This is a genomic window from Streptomyces griseoluteus, from assembly GCF_004784465.1.
Taxonomy (GTDB): domain Bacteria; phylum Actinomycetota; class Actinomycetes; order Streptomycetales; family Streptomycetaceae; genus Streptomyces; species Streptomyces griseoluteus.
Genome location: NZ_SRRU01000003.1, coordinates 381,381 through 395,522, shown reverse-complemented (window position 1 = coordinate 395,522; position 14,142 = coordinate 381,381). Strand labels below are relative to the sequence as shown.

Here is a 14,142-nt window from a genome sequence, read left to right as displayed (position 1 = left end):
CCCACCTCACCGTCCGCACTCCGCTTTCGCACAACCGCCCGCCATCCTGGGCGTCGCCGTCCCTGGTGCGGCAGGGCCGACGGGACGCTCCCGGGGGAAGCGGCGGAGGGGCTTTCGGGCAGTGTGCCGACAGCCGGTGGTCAGTACACCTGTCAGATCAAGCCGTTGCGCAGGGCGTAGCCGACCGCGTGGGCCCGGTTGCGGAGCTGCAGCCGGGTGATCACCTCGTGCAGCACGTTCTTCACGGTCCGCTCGGAGTACGAGGTCTTCCGGGCGATCTCCCCGGTGTCCAGGCCCTCCGCCACCAGCCGCAGCATCTCCGTCTCGCGGGGCGCCAGGGTGGACAGCGACGCCGCCCGTGGGTCGAGCGGGGAGGAGCGCTGCATGCTGCCCACGTGGGTGAGGAGTTTGGCGAGCAGATCGCCGGGCAGCATGCCCTCGCCGTTGGCTATGGCGAGGACCAGACGCAGCAGCCTGTCCTGGTCGGCCTCGGCGCGGCGGAGCACCGCGGCGACCCCGTTGTCTATGGCGCGCTGGAGAGCGTCACCCGACTCGAAGGTGCCGACCACCAGACCGGTGCGGGTCGCGGAGTTGTGGCGCAGCCGGTTGAGCAGCGCCGACGTCTCGTCGTCCACCGTGTCGACGGTGATCAGCGAGACCTGGGCGCTGTCGGCCGCCCCGGCCTCCACGAACTCGATCTCGGGGCGCTGGCGCAACTGGTGCACGATGCCGACGTAGAGGACGGGGTCGGGGGCGTAGACGGTGACGGAGACCCGCTCGGGCCGTCTGGCCGAGGTGGTCCAGGGTGCGGTGTGGGCGGCGGGAGCGGGATGGTTGGCCTGAGGGCAGCTCGTGGTCATGAGTCCTGTTTCCATCGAACGTGTGGGGGTGGTGCGGCGCGCCGGTGGAGCAACGTGCGGGACCGAGCGGCGGAAGTCGGCCCGCGCACGGTCTTCGAAGGTCAACTGGCGCTATCCGAAAGGGAGTAGAGGAGCGCTGTCCGGGGCACGAGTACTGCCCGCGGGCTTGCCCTCGCGCCTCTCCGAAGGGGCGGGGCCGCGTCATACGGTCACCGGGTGACGTCTCCAGCATCCACCCCCAGCCCCGGCGCGCCCGGTTCCGACATCCCCGCGGTGTCGGTGACGCCCGGCGGGCTCGCCACCACCACCCTGACCGTCCGCAACGACAGCGACATCGTCGAGGCATACGGCCTCGAGGTGGTCGGCGACTGCGCGGCCTGGGCCACGGTGGAGCCCGCGCGCGTGTCCCTGTATCCGGGCACCTCCGAGACGGTGACCATCCGCCTCGAACCCCCGAGGTCCCCCGAGGTCCGCGCCGGCGAGGTGCCGCTCGCCGTACGCGTGCTGCCCACCGAGCACCCCGAGGCGGTACGGGTGCCCGAATCGACCGTACGGGTCGAGGAGTTCCGGGAACTGCGGGCCGAGATCGCCCCGCGCCGCCGCCGGGGCTGGCTGCGCGGCCGCTACCGGCTGGCGCTGCGCAACGAGGGCAACACCCCGGTGACGCTGGGCTTCACGCCCGCCCAGCCCGGTGAGGAACTGCGCTTCACCCTCAAGCCCGCCGAACAGACGCTGGAGCCCGGCGAGTCGGCGGAAGTGGGTCTGCGGGCCCGTATCGGCAAGCCGGTGTGGTTCGGCGCCCCCGTCATCTGGCCGTTCACGGTCACCGTCGCCGAGACGGCGGCACCGGACGCGCCCCTGCCGGAGCCCGCCGACGCGATCCGCACCTCGCTGGACGCCGAGTTCGTCCAGATCCCCGTCTTCCCCAAGTGGCTGCTCGCGGTGCTCGCCGCGCTGATCGCCCTGCTCCTCGCGTGGTTCACCCTGGTACGGCCCGCCGTGCGCAGCGCGGCCAAGGAGGCGGCCGACGAGGTCGTCCAGCAGCGGCCCACCCCCGGCGGCAGCGAGCAGGCCGGCCAGGGCACGGGAGCCGGCGGCGGGCAGCCCGGCGCCGGGACCGGTGGCGCGGGCAGCCGGCCGGGAACGGGCGGCGGCGCCGGTACGGGCACCGGGACCGGCGACGGCGGCGGTGGCGGCCTGGCCGGCGGCGGTGGTGGTGGCCAGAGCTCGGCCACCATCGACGTGCAGACGGGCGGCGGCGCGGAGAAGACCGGCACCTACACGGTCCCCGCGGACAAGGTGTTCCAGGTCACCGACATCGTCGTGGCCAACTTCCAGGGCGACGAGGGGGTGCTGACCATCAACTTCGGTGACCGGAAGATCACGACGATCGCGCTGGAGACCTTCCGCAACCAGGACTATCACTGGGTCACCCCCATCAGGATCGCCGCGAACGACACGGTCACCGCCCAGGTCACCTGTGCCAAGCCGGGCACCCCCGCCACCGGCAGGCGGGCCCAGGAGTGCCATGAGGTGCTCAACGTCAGCGGAGTGCTCAGCGACATCAGGTGACTTGGGGCGTCACGCCCATGCTCTGCGAGACGCGCCGTGATGCAAAGCCGCGACAGGGCCGGGCGTCCGGAAAACGGACCCCCGGCCCTGTCGGCCATATGACCGGATTGCGCGAGTATGTTCGGGTGTCTTGCCTGAATTTCTCTCGGTAACCGCGTGTAGCCGTCGTTGACTATGCATCAAACTTGGCTTGATCTCCCCTAAGCACCGGAGCGGGGCAACCGTCATGATCCGGTTCCGTTCGAGGTGGGGGCGAGGGAGCGCGTAGCGCACACACAGGCACGGGGCCGAACGGGACGGAACGCCTGGTCCCGGCGCCGGCCGCACGTGACCGGGCGGCCCCCGGCCCCTCCGCTCCCGGCCCTCCAGCGGTCGGCGGGCAACGCGGCGGTGTCCCGGCTGGCCGAGCAGGGTGCCGTCCGAGGTGACGGTCCAGTCCTGGGCGTACGTACCGTTGCAGGCCCACAGCTGGATCGCCATGTGATCCGCCGTACCGGAGTTGGCGTCGTCCACGCAGAGGGAGGAACTGACACCGGACTTCAGCGGACCCACCCGTGGGCTGGCGGGGGCGGAGGTGTCGCCGGGTTAGGACGGGGGGAGCGGCGGAAGTCCCAGGGGCCCAAGCGGTGTTGGCAGTGGTGCCCAGGGTGAACCCGAGGGTGCCGCCCGAAGTGAGCGCGGAGGTCGGAGCGTAGGCGTTGTTCCACGCCGAGCCGTTGAAGGGCGCGGACTGGACGTAGGGCGCGTTGTCCGCCGCACCGGAGCCGTTGATCGGGAGCGTCCTGCCCGAGGCGTGACCTGCGCCTGCGAGAACAGCGGCGAACCGAGGGCGAGATCGGCCGTGCCCCGGGGGTGAGAGCGGTGCGGAGTCCGGCTGGGTTCAGCTTCCCCGGGGCAGCCGGAGCGGCGGGCCGAAGCGGACGGGGACACCGGGCGCGTAGAGCACGCTGACGGGATCTTCGCGTGGGGTGCGCAGCCCGGCCGCCGCGATGGCGGTTTCGTCGTACGAGGTCAGCTCGGCACGGGTGAACGTCCACCGGGGGTGGAGGTTCGGCAAGTAGTAGGTGCGGCCCCGGAATTGGGCGTGGAGTCCCCATCGGCAGGTCAGGAACTCCTCCAGGGCGTTCGCCTCGTACGGCTCGGCGGAGACCTCCGCCCGGACGCGCGCGCCCGCTCCGGAACCGTCGCGGCGGAGGGAGTCGTAGGAAATCCCGGAGTCGGTGCGGCGGGCGCGGATGCGGGCCCAGCGGTACGGCAGCCCGAACGCCGCCCGCGCCGTCAGTACGGGCAGCAGGCGGTCACAGTCCAGGGAGCGGAACACCACTCCACGCCGCCCGAGGGCGTCCCGGCTGTAGAGGCGGACGTTCACCTCGCCGAAGCTGCCCAGGTAGGGGAGGGCCGGGCCCCGGCCGAGGGCCAGGTGGTCCATGCGGAAGAAGACGAGGCCGACGTACGTGCGGCCCAGGTGGAAGTCCGGGGACGTGCCCGGGGGCAGCAGCCGTGCGACCTCGTCCGGGTCGGCGGCCCAGTGCAGGAAGACCAGTTCACGCCACCACTGCCGGAAGAGGATGTGCGGGAGGGGGCGCGGGGGCAGGGGCGTGATGTCCTCCACGTGAGCGGACGCGTCCGCTGTCACGACGTACCCCGCTTGGACTCGGCGGGTCCCATGACCCACGCGTCCGTACGCATGCCCTCCACGATCGTGTCGACGGCCTGCGCCACTGTGACGCCCGGTGGCAGGGCCGGAGCGGTCCCGGTCACCGCGCGGCCGGCGAACCCCGACTCGACGTGGGGCAGGAAGATCTCCAGCACCCCCACCCCGGAGCGCCGCAGCTCCCGGCGACCCGACGGCGGCCAAGTGGCCAGCGCGGCCTTCGCCGCCGCGTAGTCCGCCATGCCGGCCGGTGCCGAGCGGGCGACGGTGCCCGTCACGGCGGCCAGCAGACCACCCGGGAACACGTGGGTCGACGCGGAGCGCAGGATCGCCATGGGGGCGAGCGCGTTCACCGCCATCACCTGCTCCGCGACCGCTTCCCCGATCTCACCGACCGGCCCGAACGCGACCACCCCCACACAGACGACCACGGCATCGAGTCCATCCAGCTGCCGCGCCGCCCACGCCGCCGTGCCCTCGGCGCCGTCGAGGTCCCACGCGTCGACGGTCCGCGAGGGGCCGGGCCCGCACCGCTCGCGCACCCCGGCCAGCCGGTCCGGGTCCCGCCCCGCGAGCGCGGTCACCGCCCCGAGCCCGGCCAGCCGCTCGGCCAGCGCCGAGCCGATGTCACCGGTCGCCCCGGCGACGAGAATGCGTGCGCCCCGGATCGCCACACCGCGCCTCCCACTCCTGTGTCCTGGGAAGACTTCGCCCGTTGAGGGCCGGGCGGATGCGGCGGGGCGGCTTTGCGCGTCGCCGTCGGCGGAGGCCGGCTCGGCCATGATCCGTCGGCCCGGCTCGGGGCCCCGGTGCTTGGGGAGGGCGCCGATGTCACCCGGACCGGTCGGCACGCACGGTGGCTACCAGGGCAGCTCCCCATTCTCGTCCTGAAGCGTCCCCGTAGGACCGTCCGCGCCCAGCGTCGCCAGGCGGACGACAACCTTCGCGCTCTCCTCCGGAGACCGTCCGATCCCGAAGTCCGCGGTCATGTCGGTGGCGGTGGTGCCCGGCTCGACCGTGTTGAACTTGATCTCCGGATAGGCCTTGGCGTACTGCACCGTCAGCATCGTCGCAGCCGACTTCGACGCGGAGTACAGCAGGGTCGGCAGGCTGAATTCGGGCCGCTCGGGGTTGTTCACGGCCCAGAAGGAACCGGCGCTGCTGGAGACGGTGACCACGGTGGGCGCGGCGGACCGACGCAGCAGGGGCAGGGCCGCCTCGGTGACGCGTACGATCCCCACCGCGTTGGTGTCGAACACGCGCAGGGCACTGGGGCCGTCCACCTCGCCGAGCCCCAGGACGCCCGCGTTGTGCACCAGGACGTCGAGTCGGCCCTCGTCCGCATCGATCTTCTCCAGCGCGCTGTCGACCGACGCCTCGTCGGTCACGTCGAGTCGGACGAACCGTGCCCCGAGCGCGGCCGCGGCCTTCTCACCGCGCTCGATGTCCCGCGCGCCGAGGTAGACGGTGTGGCCCGCGGCAAGAAGCTGCTTGGCTGTCTCGAAACCGATACCTTTGTTGGCGCCGGTGATCAGCGTGATGGTCATGCGTATTCCTCCGTGATGAGTGATGCGTGCGTCGCCGCCGTCAGCCGGTCAACTGCCGCCGGAGCTCGGCGGCATCGTGCAGCGCCGCCATGTGGACGAACCGGCCGTCGCGGACCTGATAGATCGCGTACTCGACGATCTCGAAGGAGGCCCCGGTGGGTTGCACGCCGAGCCATTCCTTCACCGGCGTACCGGTGTTGACGAGACGGGCGGCCAAGCGGTCCCCGTCGAAGAGCAATTCCTTCAGTTCCCAGTGCAGATCGGGCACCGCGTCCACGTCGTGCCGCTGTACGGCGAGGAGGTCGTCCCGGGTGGCGGGCTCGCCGTTCAGGGTGGTCCGGTCGGCGATGAATTCGCCCATACCGTCGAACTCGTGGGCGTTGAGCGCCTCGAGGTAGCGCTCGTAGAACGCGCGCAGGTCGCACATCGGTCGGCCTTTCTGTGGACGCGCTCAGATCTGGTTGAGACCACCGTCGACGTACAGGCTCGACCCCGTGACAAAGCTGCTCTGGTCCGACGCGAGGAAGGCCACGGCGGCGGCGACCTCCTCCGGCCGTCCGAGCCGGCCCAGCGGCACGCGCGCCGACAACTGCTCCTTGAACCGCTCCGCGTCGGGGGTGAGCGCCGAAAGGGCCGGGGTGTCGGTCGGGCCCGGCGTCACCGTGTTGACCCGGATGCCGCGTCCCTTGAGTTCGTTGGCCCAGGTCCGGGCGAGCGAGCGGGTGGCGGCCTTGGTGGCCGCGTACACCCCGAGCCCCTCGTCGCCGGCGTCCACGTTGGTGGAGCCGTTCAAGATCACGGAGGCGCCGTCGTTGAGCAGGGGCAACGCCTTCTGGACGGTGAACAGCGTGCCCCGGACGTTGATGCCGAAGAGCTTGTCGAAGTGCTCCTCGGTGACCTCTTCGAGTGGTACGAGGTCGGCGACGGAGGCGTTGGCGAACAGCACGTCCAGTCCCCGCCCCCGGCTGCGGACGGCCTCATAGAGCCGGTCGAGGTCGGCCAGGTCCGCGATGTCGCCGGTCACGGCGGTGGCCGCCGGGCCGATCTCCTCGGCGGCCGCGTCGAGTTCGTCCTTCCGCCGCCCGGTGATGAACACATGCGCGCCCTCGGCCGCCAGCCGTTTGGCGCCGGCGAGGCCGATCCCGGCGCTGGCCCCCGTGACCACAGCGGTCTTGCCCTCGAGCAGTCCCATGTCGGCCGCCTCCATGTTCAGTAGTGATCGATACAGAATTCCAGCCTAGCACTTCCGTATCGGTCACTACAGAAGAGATAGAATGAACGGGTGAAGACGGAGAAGAAGGGCCCGAGCGGCCGCCCGCGGGGCTTCGACACCGGCGAGGCCCTCGAACGCGCCATGCTGGTCTTCTGGGAACACGGCTACGAGGGCGCGAGCCTGGGTCGCCTGACCAGCGCCATGGGCATCTCGGCCACGAGCATGTACGCGGCCTTCGGCAACAAGGAGGAGCTGTTCCGCAAGGCTCTGGAGCGCTATACGGAGGGGCCCAGCGCCTACCTGGACGAAGCGCTGAAGGAGCCGACCTCCCTGGGTGTGGCCACCGCGATCCTGTCCGGCGTCATCCGGACCACCACCGCTCCGTCCCGGCCCCAGGGCTGTATGGGCATCCAGGGGGCATTGGCTGCGGGTGAGTCCGCCCAGTCGGCCCGTGAGCTGCTTGTCGGATGGCGCAACGACGGTTACCTGCGGATTCGGAAGCGGTTCGAACGGGCCGTGGGGGAGGGTGACCTTCCGGCGGGCGCCGATGCGGGGCTGTTGGCCCGGTATGTCACCACGTTGGCTCATGGCATCGCCGTCCAGGCGGCCAGTGGGGTGTGCCGGGACGAGCTTCAGGCGATGGCCGACGCGGCGCTGCGGGTGTGGCCGCCCTTGTAGGGGGGCGAGGGGGCTGCCTCGGTCGAGGGGTCGGCGAGGTCGACCGCAACCGCCGTCAGGCGAACACCCGTCCCCTCTCGTGGTGCGGCGAGTGAGACACGGGAGACGTGCGATGGCTGGTGGGGTGGGCGCGGATACGGCTCTGCGGGTACGGCGGCAGAGGAGAGTGTACGGCGCTCTGGGGCTGGTGGCTGTGGCGCCCCCGGTGCTGGAACTGTACGTGGACGTCTCGGGGGTGTTCGGGCTCTGGTGGGCCCTGGGGTCGGTGGTGGTGTTCAGTATCGTGTTCGGCGCCCGGCGGGTCCGCGAGGGCGCCGAGACCGGCCGGGTGGTCGCCGTTCGCGACGAGAGGCTCGCGGCGGGCGAGTACACGCTCACCGACTACAAGGTGTTCCTGCCCTTCGACCGGCCGAAGAGTTCCCCGGAGCGTGCGGAGTCGCCGCTGCTCCTGCGGTTCACCAACCGCGGTATCCAGCACTGGGACGGTGACACGCTGCGCTGGAGCCACCCGTGGGACGGTCTTCACCTTGTCTTCGAGGACGAGGTGTTGCTCGTGCACCACGAGGATCGGCTCGTCGCCCGGTTCTGGGTGTTCATTCCGTTCGGCACGCCTGACGAGATACTCCTCGCCGCCGACCGGCTCCAGAGGCACCGGCCCCGGCGCTGAGCTCCGGCGGCGTACCGCCACCGGGCCGCCCGGCCGGAGCTGCGCCCTCTGGGACGGTCACGTGGACGGTGAAGCGGGGGAGTTGGGTTCCGGCGCCGGTGCTGCGGCCGTGTGCAAGATCCCCTCGACACCGTCCAGGAACGTCGCACAGATCAGGGTCGGGTCGAAGAGACAGCCGGCGGCCATGGCGCCGTCCCGGAGCATGACGAAGTGCCGCCCGGTCACGTCGGCGGGAGCACAGCCGGCGTCCTCCATGAGCTGCGTGGCCGTTTCCAGGAACCATTGCCGGTGGTCCAGCACCGCTTGGTGGACGGGGTGCGCCGGGTCGGGATACTCGGCCGCCGCGTTGAGGAAGGCGCAACCACGGAAGCCGGGGGACTGGATGCCGTCCGCGATGGACCTGCCCACGGCCCGGACCGTCTCCGCCGCCGGAAGGTCCTGCGCCCGGATGGCGGCCACCTGCCCCCGGATGCCGTGATCGGCCTGCTGGAGGTAGGCGAGGATCAACTCGTCCTTCCCCTTGAAGTGGCGGTACAGGGTGGCGCGAGTGACCTGGGCCTCCGCGATGATCCGGTCCACGCCGACCGAGTGAATGCCCTCGGCGTAGAAGATCCGGGTCGCCGTGTCGAGCAGCCGCGCCCGGGCCTCGGACGTGCTCCTGCCTTCTGTGCGCGTGCTCATGGCGGCCACGGTAGCAGGTAGTGAGGGAGAACGTTCGGTCTTGACAGGCCCAGAAGGGGCCTCTTAGATGAAAGAGAGAGACCGAACGTTCTCCCTCCTCCGTCTTCGCCTTCCCCCTCGCCGAAAGGGCACCTCATGGCTTCCTCCACTGCCACCCCTGTCCCCGCCGAAGAGGACACCGGGTCGCTGCGCCGCCTGTACTTCCTGCGCTTTGCGTTCGCCACGGTATGGGCCGTCCTCGTATTCGCCTCCGCCCACACCCTGAGCCCCCTCAGCGCGACACTGCTGGTGATCTACCCGTTGTTCGACGTGGCGTGCGCCGTCCTCGACATCAGGTCCGCCAAGGCGAACCGTGGGCCGGTACGCGGCCTGTACGCGAACGTCGCGCTCAGTGCCCTCACCACCGCAGGTCTGGTCGCGGCGGCCACCTCGGGCATCCCGGCGGTCCTGCGCGTCTGGGGCGCCTGGGCGATCACCGCCGGAGCCGTCCAGCTGATCGTCGGCGCCCTGCGACGCCGACGCGGCATGGCAGGACAGTGGCCGATGATCCTCAGCGGAGCCATCTCCACCTTCGCCGGAGCCTCCTTCGCGGCCCAGGCGGGCAAGGAGAACGCCTCCTTGGGCGCGCTGGCCGGCTACGCCTTCCTGGGCGGAGTCTTCTTCCTGGTCTCGGCCTTCCGCCTGGGGCAGTCGGACAGGACCGGCCGAATCGGGGTGTGAGGTCCCGGCGTCGGCCCCGCGCGGGCGGTGCACGCGGGGCCGGCTCCCTGCGGCGATCCGACTCGCCGGCCAGCCACCGGCGTGATCGCGACGCGACTAGGCGTTGCTCCACCCGGTCGCGGGGGAGTACACGTCCAGCAGATCCACCACGAACACCAGGGTCGAGCCCGCCGGGATCAACGGCGTCGGCGACTGATTGCCGTACCCGAGCCGCGGCGGAACGATGATCTCGCGCCGGCCGCCGACCCTCATCCCCTTGACCCCCCGGTCCCACCCCTTGATGACCCTGCCACTGCCGAGGGCGAACTTGAACGGCTCTCCCCGGTCCCAGGACGCGTCGAACTCCTTCCCGGACGCGAAGGTCACCCCGACGTAGTGAACCCGAACCACCATGCCGGACTTGACCTCAGGCCCGTCCCCGACGACCAGATCCCGAATGGTCAGCTCGGTAGGAGCAGCACCCTCCGGAACCTCGACCTCGGGCTTCGTCAGCTCACTCATTCCCACCTCATCACTCTCCGCCGAAGGCCGTCGGACGGACCAGGCGGACGCTCCACGCATCTGATGGCCACGCTACCGATACCGCGGCAGGCGACTCCGACGTGCCGGCGGTGAGGACGCCAGGCGCTCCGACGGTCAGGCGGCCGCTGCGACCCCGACACCGATGCCGATGCCGATGCCGATGAACAGCCAGCCGGTGGTCAACTCCCACCGGCGTCGGAACTTCGGACGAGCCAACAAGGTGCGCAGCCGGGCGGCGACGGCGACCAGGACGAACCAGTAGACGATCCCGATCAGCACATCCAGGATGCCCAGGAAGAAGATCTGCTGGGTGGCCGAACCGCCCCCGTGGACGAACTGGGGCAGGATGCTGAGGAAGAACAGCGCGGCCTTGGGGTTGAGGACGTTGGTGAAGAACCCCTGAGCGAAGCCTGAACGCCACCGTGCGCCGGCCGACCGCGTTTCCGTCAACGCTGCACATGACGCGGCGGAGCTTTCGTGACGTTGCCGCGCAGCACGTCGAGCGGCCAGCACGGCCCGTACTCCCAAAGAGATCAGGTAGGCGGCGCCGAGCAGCTTGATGGCGTCGTAGACCACGGGGCTACGGGCTGCGATCACCGACAGACCTATGGCGGCGGCGACCATGTGCACACACAGTCCGGCTTGGGCCCCCACCGCCGCCGCCCGCCCCTTGGAGGGATGCTCGGCCGCCGACCGAACCACGACCAGGAAGTCGGGACCGGGGACGACATACGCCACCAGCACCACACCGAGGAAACCGATGAGGTCGACCGACATCCGTTCTCCGTCCGTCCGCTCCGCCGCCGTGCGGCAGGGGGGGGATATGTGCGTCACCTCGAGAAGTTCGTCGCCCAGTCGCGGCCTCCGGAGGCGACCACGTCGGTCCCCACCTCAACCTGTTGCCCCCAATTCCCGTACCTGGGCGCCTAGGTCAGCCGCTCCACGGTCCGCGACCCGGTGTCGTAGCTCCGCGCCGCGGTGAACCGTCCCTCCCAGGGCTCGGACAGCTCGGCGGGCAGGAGTTCCGCAGGCCATGCGCCGGGTCCGGACCGCGTCCGGCCGAGGCTGAGGTGGGGCACCCAGTTCTCCGGCTCGAACAGCGGATTCCCGGCCAGGGGCAGCAACTCCCACACGCGCCGCTGCAGGGCGGCCAGCCCGGCGTCGGCCGCAACACGCCAGGCCAGGAAAGAAGTTCGCCCCTCGAAGCGAAGCGTCCCCTCCAGTCGCAGCGGCAGCGGAAGCACCGAGAGTGCCTCCGTGAGCGCAGGCCGCACGTCCCACGGCAGCTCGGACGCGGTGGTCAGTGTGAGGTGGGGCCGATTCGTCACATGCCGGTGAGCGGCCAGACTCGGCATCCCCCTCTCCGCGAGCCGCCCCCACACCCGCCGCACCCGCGCCTCGGTCGCGTCGTCGGGCAGCAACTCCACTGTGCGCACGGGAACAGCGTAGGGCGCGAGCCGGACGCTCGTGATCCTTGCCGGCAGGGCCGTACGGAACCAGCGGGCCATCGCAGCCCAGCCCCCCAGACATGAGCCGATCACTGCCCGACCAGCAGGGTATTGACAAATCATTCAGCGGGCCAGAGTCTGCATGGCGATATGCAGAACGGGTGGGCGAGCACGCGGAGGGCAGACGATGACCGGGGCGGGTCGTAGAGACCACATGGACGCGCACACCACGAACGGCCCCGGCCGGGCCGACGGCGTGATCGAGCGACATTCCATCGACGTGGTGCCCGACAGTGAGCGGCACGGCCGGGCGTTCAACCAGTTCACCCTCTGGCTCGGTGCCAACCTCCAGATAACCGCCATCGTCACCGGCGCCCTCGCTGTCGTCTTCGGCGGTGATGTCGTCTGGTCGCTCGTGGGGCTGGTCGCCGGCAATCTGCTGGGCGGTGCCGTCATGGCGCTGCACTCCGCTCAGGGCCCGAGACTCGGACTGCCGCAGATGATCCAGTCGCGGGCACAGTTCGGCGTCCGGGGCGCCGCGGTGCCACTGCTCCTGGTCATCCTGATGTACGTCGGTTTCTTCGCCAGCGGCAGCGTGCTCGCCGGGCAGGCCACTGCCCGCCTCGCCCATACCAACGACACCACGGGCATCATCGTCTTCGCCGTGCTCACCGCAGTCGTGGCCGCGATCGGCTACCGCGTCATCCACGTCGTGGGCCGAGTCGCGAGCGCCGTCTGCGCCGTCGCCTTCGTCTTCCTGGGCATCCGGCTGCTCGACCGCGTCGACGTGGGCGCGCTCCTCGGCGACGCCCACTTCTCCCTGCCGATGTTCCTGCTGGCCATGTCGCTGTCCGCGTCCTGGCAGCTCGCCTTCGGCCCGTACGTCGCCGACTACTCGCGCTACCTGCCGCGCACGACCAGTGCCCGGGCGACGTTCTGGTGGACGCTGTCGGGCTCGGCGCTCGGCTCCCAGTGGTCCATGACGTTCGGCGTGCTGGTGGCGGCGAGCGCCGGGGAACGGTTCCTCGACGACCAGGTTGGTTACGTCGTCTCGCTCGGCGGTGCCGGGGCGGCCGCGTCGCTCCTGTACTTCGTCATCGCCCTGGGCAAGCTCACCATCAACGTCCTCAACACCTACGGCGGCTTCATCTCCATGGTCACGGGGATCAGCGGCTTCCGTGGACAACGGACCCTGTCGCCGCGCGGCCGGGCCGCGTACATCGCCGGGATCATGGTGGCGGGCACCGCGATGGCCCTGCTCGGCAAGGACAGCTTCCTCGTCTCGTTCAAGGACTTCCTGCTGTTCCTGCTGACCTTCTTCACCCCCTGGTCGGCCATCAACCTCGTCGACTACTACCTGATCTCCCGCGAGCGCTACGACATCCCCGCCCTCTTCGACCCCCACGGCCGCTACGGCGCCTGGCGCGCCAACGCGCTGATCGTCTACGCGGTCGGCGTCCTGGCCCAACTTCCCTTCCTGGCGACGTCGTTCTACACGGGGCCGCTCGTCGCACCGCTCGGCGGCGCGGACGTGTCCTGGATCGTCGGACTTGCCGTGCCGGCCACGCTGTACTGGCTGCTGGCGAGGTCCGACAACGCCGCCAAGGGCACCGCTCCGGCGCCGGAGGTGGCAGCACCGAGCGGCGAAGTCGCCGCGGCCTCGCCGCCCGGTGATCGCTGACCGCGTCGCGAAGAACCGGCGGGGCGTAATCGCCGATCAGCGGCTCAGCGAGGGGCGCTTGACGGGTGGGAACCCAGTTCAAGCGCCCTTTCGCATGCTCTGGAAGAAGTCCAGCTTCTTCAGTTCGCCTACCGCTGTCTGGCTCTGGCTCGGGTTGTCCAAGCTTGACGCGGACCGGTGAAGGCGGCAGACCAGCCTGATGGCGCGAGCCGAGGTGTGCCGTCCTCCGGCAGCTAGTCGGTGGTGATCACCCAAATGAGATCGCAAACCCTGATCTGCAGTTCGTCCGGATAAATGCTGTAGTTGAAGAACACGGGATCGTCGAACACGGCCATGCTGTACCAAGTGACACCGCGAATGGTCATGGGCAGCCCTGGTGGCGGATTGCCGGATGCGACTGCACTGCCGACTTCCAGCGCCAGAGCATTCAAGAACCGCACGATATTGTCGTGCAGATCCACGAAGCCTGAGGCGCGCATCTGACTGAGCACTTTGGACGCAGTGATCTGCGCGACTGCGGTCCACCCCTTTGATCCCGGATTCATCGCTCTTCCGTCTCCGGCTCGAGCTCGACGAGTCCTACGCCCGCGACTGTGTCATCCAGCCGCTGGTCCCGGCCTGGCACTGTTTCAAACATCGCTTCGAGCCACCACGTCATCAGCGCAGCATCCAGTTCGGCTCCCTGTTGAGCGTGGTGCACATCAGCGTGAAACTCATCGCGCCGGGCGGGAGGGAGCGCGTCGGTGATGGCGGCGATGGTGCGTGGGATCGCCGCTGTCCGGGTGCTGCTCTGCTGCGGATACTCGTCATTCACGCTCACTTGCGTCCCCCTCCGCGGAATCGATCCCTGCAGACGTGCCGCTCACTGTACGTCCGCGGTACGTCACGCGGGGTCCAAT

General features: G+C 70.2%; 17 protein-coding genes. 5 read left to right on the top strand and 12 right to left on the bottom strand.

The window, feature by feature from the left end; all coding sequences use genetic code 11:
* Window positions 1–152: 152 nt before the first annotated feature.
* A complete protein-coding gene (locus tag E5082_RS10695; RefSeq protein WP_086690412.1) occupies window positions 153–860 on the bottom strand; it encodes a response regulator transcription factor in 708 nt (235 codons plus the stop codon).
* Window positions 861–1,076: 216 nt separating this feature from the next.
* Here E5082_RS10695 and E5082_RS10690 point away from each other — a divergent pair, with 216 nt between their 5' ends.
* Complete coding sequence (locus E5082_RS10690; protein WP_135791018.1) at window positions 1,077–2,432, top strand: COG1470 family protein; 1,356 nt, start codon at window positions 1,077–1,079, stop codon at window positions 2,430–2,432.
* A gap of 880 nt (window positions 2,433–3,312) precedes the next feature.
* Here E5082_RS10690 and E5082_RS10680 read toward each other — a convergent pair.
* The 5 genes from E5082_RS10680 to E5082_RS10660 all read right to left on the bottom strand — a co-directional run bounded on the left by E5082_RS10680 (window position 3,313) and on the right by E5082_RS10660 (window position 6,825).
* Window positions 3,313–4,068: a YqjF family protein gene (locus E5082_RS10680; RefSeq protein WP_229918792.1), complete on the bottom strand. Its 756-nt coding sequence runs from the start codon at window positions 4,066–4,068 to the stop codon at window positions 3,313–3,315.
* The gene (locus E5082_RS10675; RefSeq protein ID WP_167514034.1) at window positions 4,065–4,760 is read right to left on the bottom strand and encodes an SDR family NAD(P)-dependent oxidoreductase; all 696 of its coding nucleotides are present in this window, start codon (window positions 4,758–4,760) and stop codon (window positions 4,065–4,067) included. Before E5082_RS10675 ends, E5082_RS10680 begins: the two co-directional genes overlap by 4 nt.
* A 186-nt stretch (window positions 4,761–4,946) precedes the next feature.
* Window positions 4,947–5,633: an SDR family NAD(P)-dependent oxidoreductase gene (locus E5082_RS10670; RefSeq protein ID WP_135791016.1), complete on the bottom strand. Its 687-nt coding sequence runs from the start codon at window positions 5,631–5,633 to the stop codon at window positions 4,947–4,949.
* A 40-nt stretch (window positions 5,634–5,673) separates the two neighbouring features.
* The gene (locus tag E5082_RS10665) at window positions 5,674–6,060 is read right to left on the bottom strand and encodes an ester cyclase (protein ID WP_135791015.1); all 387 of its coding nucleotides are present in this window, start codon (window positions 6,058–6,060) and stop codon (window positions 5,674–5,676) included.
* 24 nt (window positions 6,061–6,084) lie between these two features.
* Window positions 6,085–6,825, bottom strand: a complete 741-nt coding sequence (locus E5082_RS10660; RefSeq protein WP_135791014.1) for an SDR family NAD(P)-dependent oxidoreductase — start codon at window positions 6,823–6,825, stop codon at window positions 6,085–6,087.
* Window positions 6,826–6,915: 90 nt separating this feature from the next.
* On the opposite strand from E5082_RS10660, the gene E5082_RS10655 reads away from it, so the two are divergent.
* Window positions 6,916–7,524 carry a TetR/AcrR family transcriptional regulator gene (locus tag E5082_RS10655; protein WP_190045241.1) on the top strand — a complete coding sequence of 203 codons (609 nt, stop codon included), beginning with the start codon at window positions 6,916–6,918 and terminating at the stop codon, window positions 7,522–7,524.
* A 166-nt stretch (window positions 7,525–7,690) separates the two neighbouring features.
* Window positions 7,691–8,191: a hypothetical protein gene (locus tag E5082_RS10650; protein WP_135791013.1), complete on the top strand. Its 501-nt coding sequence runs from the start codon at window positions 7,691–7,693 to the stop codon at window positions 8,189–8,191.
* Window positions 8,192–8,248: 57 nt separating this feature from the next.
* On the opposite strand, the gene E5082_RS10645 is transcribed toward E5082_RS10650, so the two are convergent.
* Window positions 8,249–8,872, bottom strand: coding sequence for a TetR/AcrR family transcriptional regulator (locus tag E5082_RS10645; RefSeq protein WP_135791012.1), 624 nt, complete (start codon window positions 8,870–8,872; stop codon window positions 8,249–8,251).
* 135 nt (window positions 8,873–9,007) lie between these two features.
* Between E5082_RS10645 and E5082_RS10640 the strand changes: the two genes are divergently transcribed.
* Window positions 9,008–9,592 (top strand): hypothetical protein, encoded by a 585-nt coding sequence (locus E5082_RS10640; protein ID WP_135791011.1) that lies wholly within the window; start codon window positions 9,008–9,010, stop codon window positions 9,590–9,592.
* Window positions 9,593–9,688: 96 nt separating this feature from the next.
* Here E5082_RS10640 and E5082_RS10635 read toward each other — a convergent pair whose 3' ends face one another.
* The 3 genes from E5082_RS10635 to E5082_RS10625 all read right to left on the bottom strand — a co-directional run bounded on the left by E5082_RS10635 (window position 9,689) and on the right by E5082_RS10625 (window position 11,550).
* On the bottom strand, window positions 9,689–10,093 hold the full coding sequence (locus tag E5082_RS10635; RefSeq protein WP_135791010.1) for an FKBP-type peptidyl-prolyl cis-trans isomerase: 405 nt from the start codon (window positions 10,091–10,093) through the stop codon (window positions 9,689–9,691).
* Window positions 10,094–10,228: 135 nt separating this feature from the next.
* A complete protein-coding gene (locus E5082_RS10630) occupies window positions 10,229–10,891 on the bottom strand; it encodes a LysE family translocator (RefSeq protein WP_135791009.1) in 663 nt (220 codons plus the stop codon).
* A gap of 149 nt (window positions 10,892–11,040) precedes the next feature.
* Entirely contained in the window at window positions 11,041–11,550 is a 510-nt protein-coding gene (locus E5082_RS10625; RefSeq protein WP_190045240.1) for a 2'-5' RNA ligase family protein, read from the bottom strand.
* A gap of 226 nt (window positions 11,551–11,776) precedes the next feature.
* On the opposite strand from E5082_RS10625, the gene E5082_RS10620 reads away from it, so the two are divergent.
* Complete coding sequence (locus E5082_RS10620) at window positions 11,777–13,243, top strand: purine-cytosine permease family protein (RefSeq protein WP_135791008.1); 1,467 nt, start codon at window positions 11,777–11,779, stop codon at window positions 13,241–13,243.
* A 233-nt stretch (window positions 13,244–13,476) separates the two neighbouring features.
* Here the strand turns inward: E5082_RS10620 and E5082_RS10615 are convergent, their stop codons facing one another.
* Window positions 13,477–13,788, bottom strand: a complete 312-nt coding sequence (locus tag E5082_RS10615) for a hypothetical protein (RefSeq protein ID WP_135791007.1) — start codon at window positions 13,786–13,788, stop codon at window positions 13,477–13,479.
* Window positions 13,785–14,063 (bottom strand): hypothetical protein, encoded by a 279-nt coding sequence (locus E5082_RS10610; protein ID WP_135791006.1) that lies wholly within the window; start codon window positions 14,061–14,063, stop codon window positions 13,785–13,787. The genes E5082_RS10615 and E5082_RS10610 overlap by 4 nt, the downstream gene beginning before the upstream one ends.
* Window positions 14,064–14,142 lie beyond the last annotated feature (79 nt).

Coding starts and splice junctions, on each gene's coding strand:
- E5082_RS10695 (WP_086690412.1), bottom strand. CDS start 860: ATGACCACGAGCTGCCCTCAGGCCAACCATCCCGCTCCCGCCGCCCAC.
- E5082_RS10670 (WP_135791016.1), bottom strand. CDS start 5,633: ATGACCATCACGCTGATCACCGGCGCCAACAAAGGTATCGGTTTCGAG.
- E5082_RS10665 (WP_135791015.1), bottom strand. CDS start 6,060: ATGTGCGACCTGCGCGCGTTCTACGAGCGCTACCTCGAGGCGCTCAAC.
- E5082_RS10660 (WP_135791014.1), bottom strand. CDS start 6,825: ATGGGACTGCTCGAGGGCAAGACCGCTGTGGTCACGGGGGCCAGCGCC.
- E5082_RS10645 (WP_135791012.1), bottom strand. CDS start 8,872: ATGAGCACGCGCACAGAAGGCAGGAGCACGTCCGAGGCCCGGGCGCGG.
- E5082_RS10640 (WP_135791011.1), top strand. CDS start 9,008: ATGGCTTCCTCCACTGCCACCCCTGTCCCCGCCGAAGAGGACACCGGG.
- E5082_RS10635 (WP_135791010.1), bottom strand. CDS start 10,093: ATGAGTGAGCTGACGAAGCCCGAGGTCGAGGTTCCGGAGGGTGCTGCT.
- E5082_RS10630 (WP_135791009.1), bottom strand. CDS start 10,891: ATGTCGGTCGACCTCATCGGTTTCCTCGGTGTGGTGCTGGTGGCGTAT.
- E5082_RS10620 (WP_135791008.1), top strand. CDS start 11,777: ATGGACGCGCACACCACGAACGGCCCCGGCCGGGCCGACGGCGTGATC.
- E5082_RS10615 (WP_135791007.1), bottom strand. CDS start 13,788: ATGAATCCGGGATCAAAGGGGTGGACCGCAGTCGCGCAGATCACTGCG.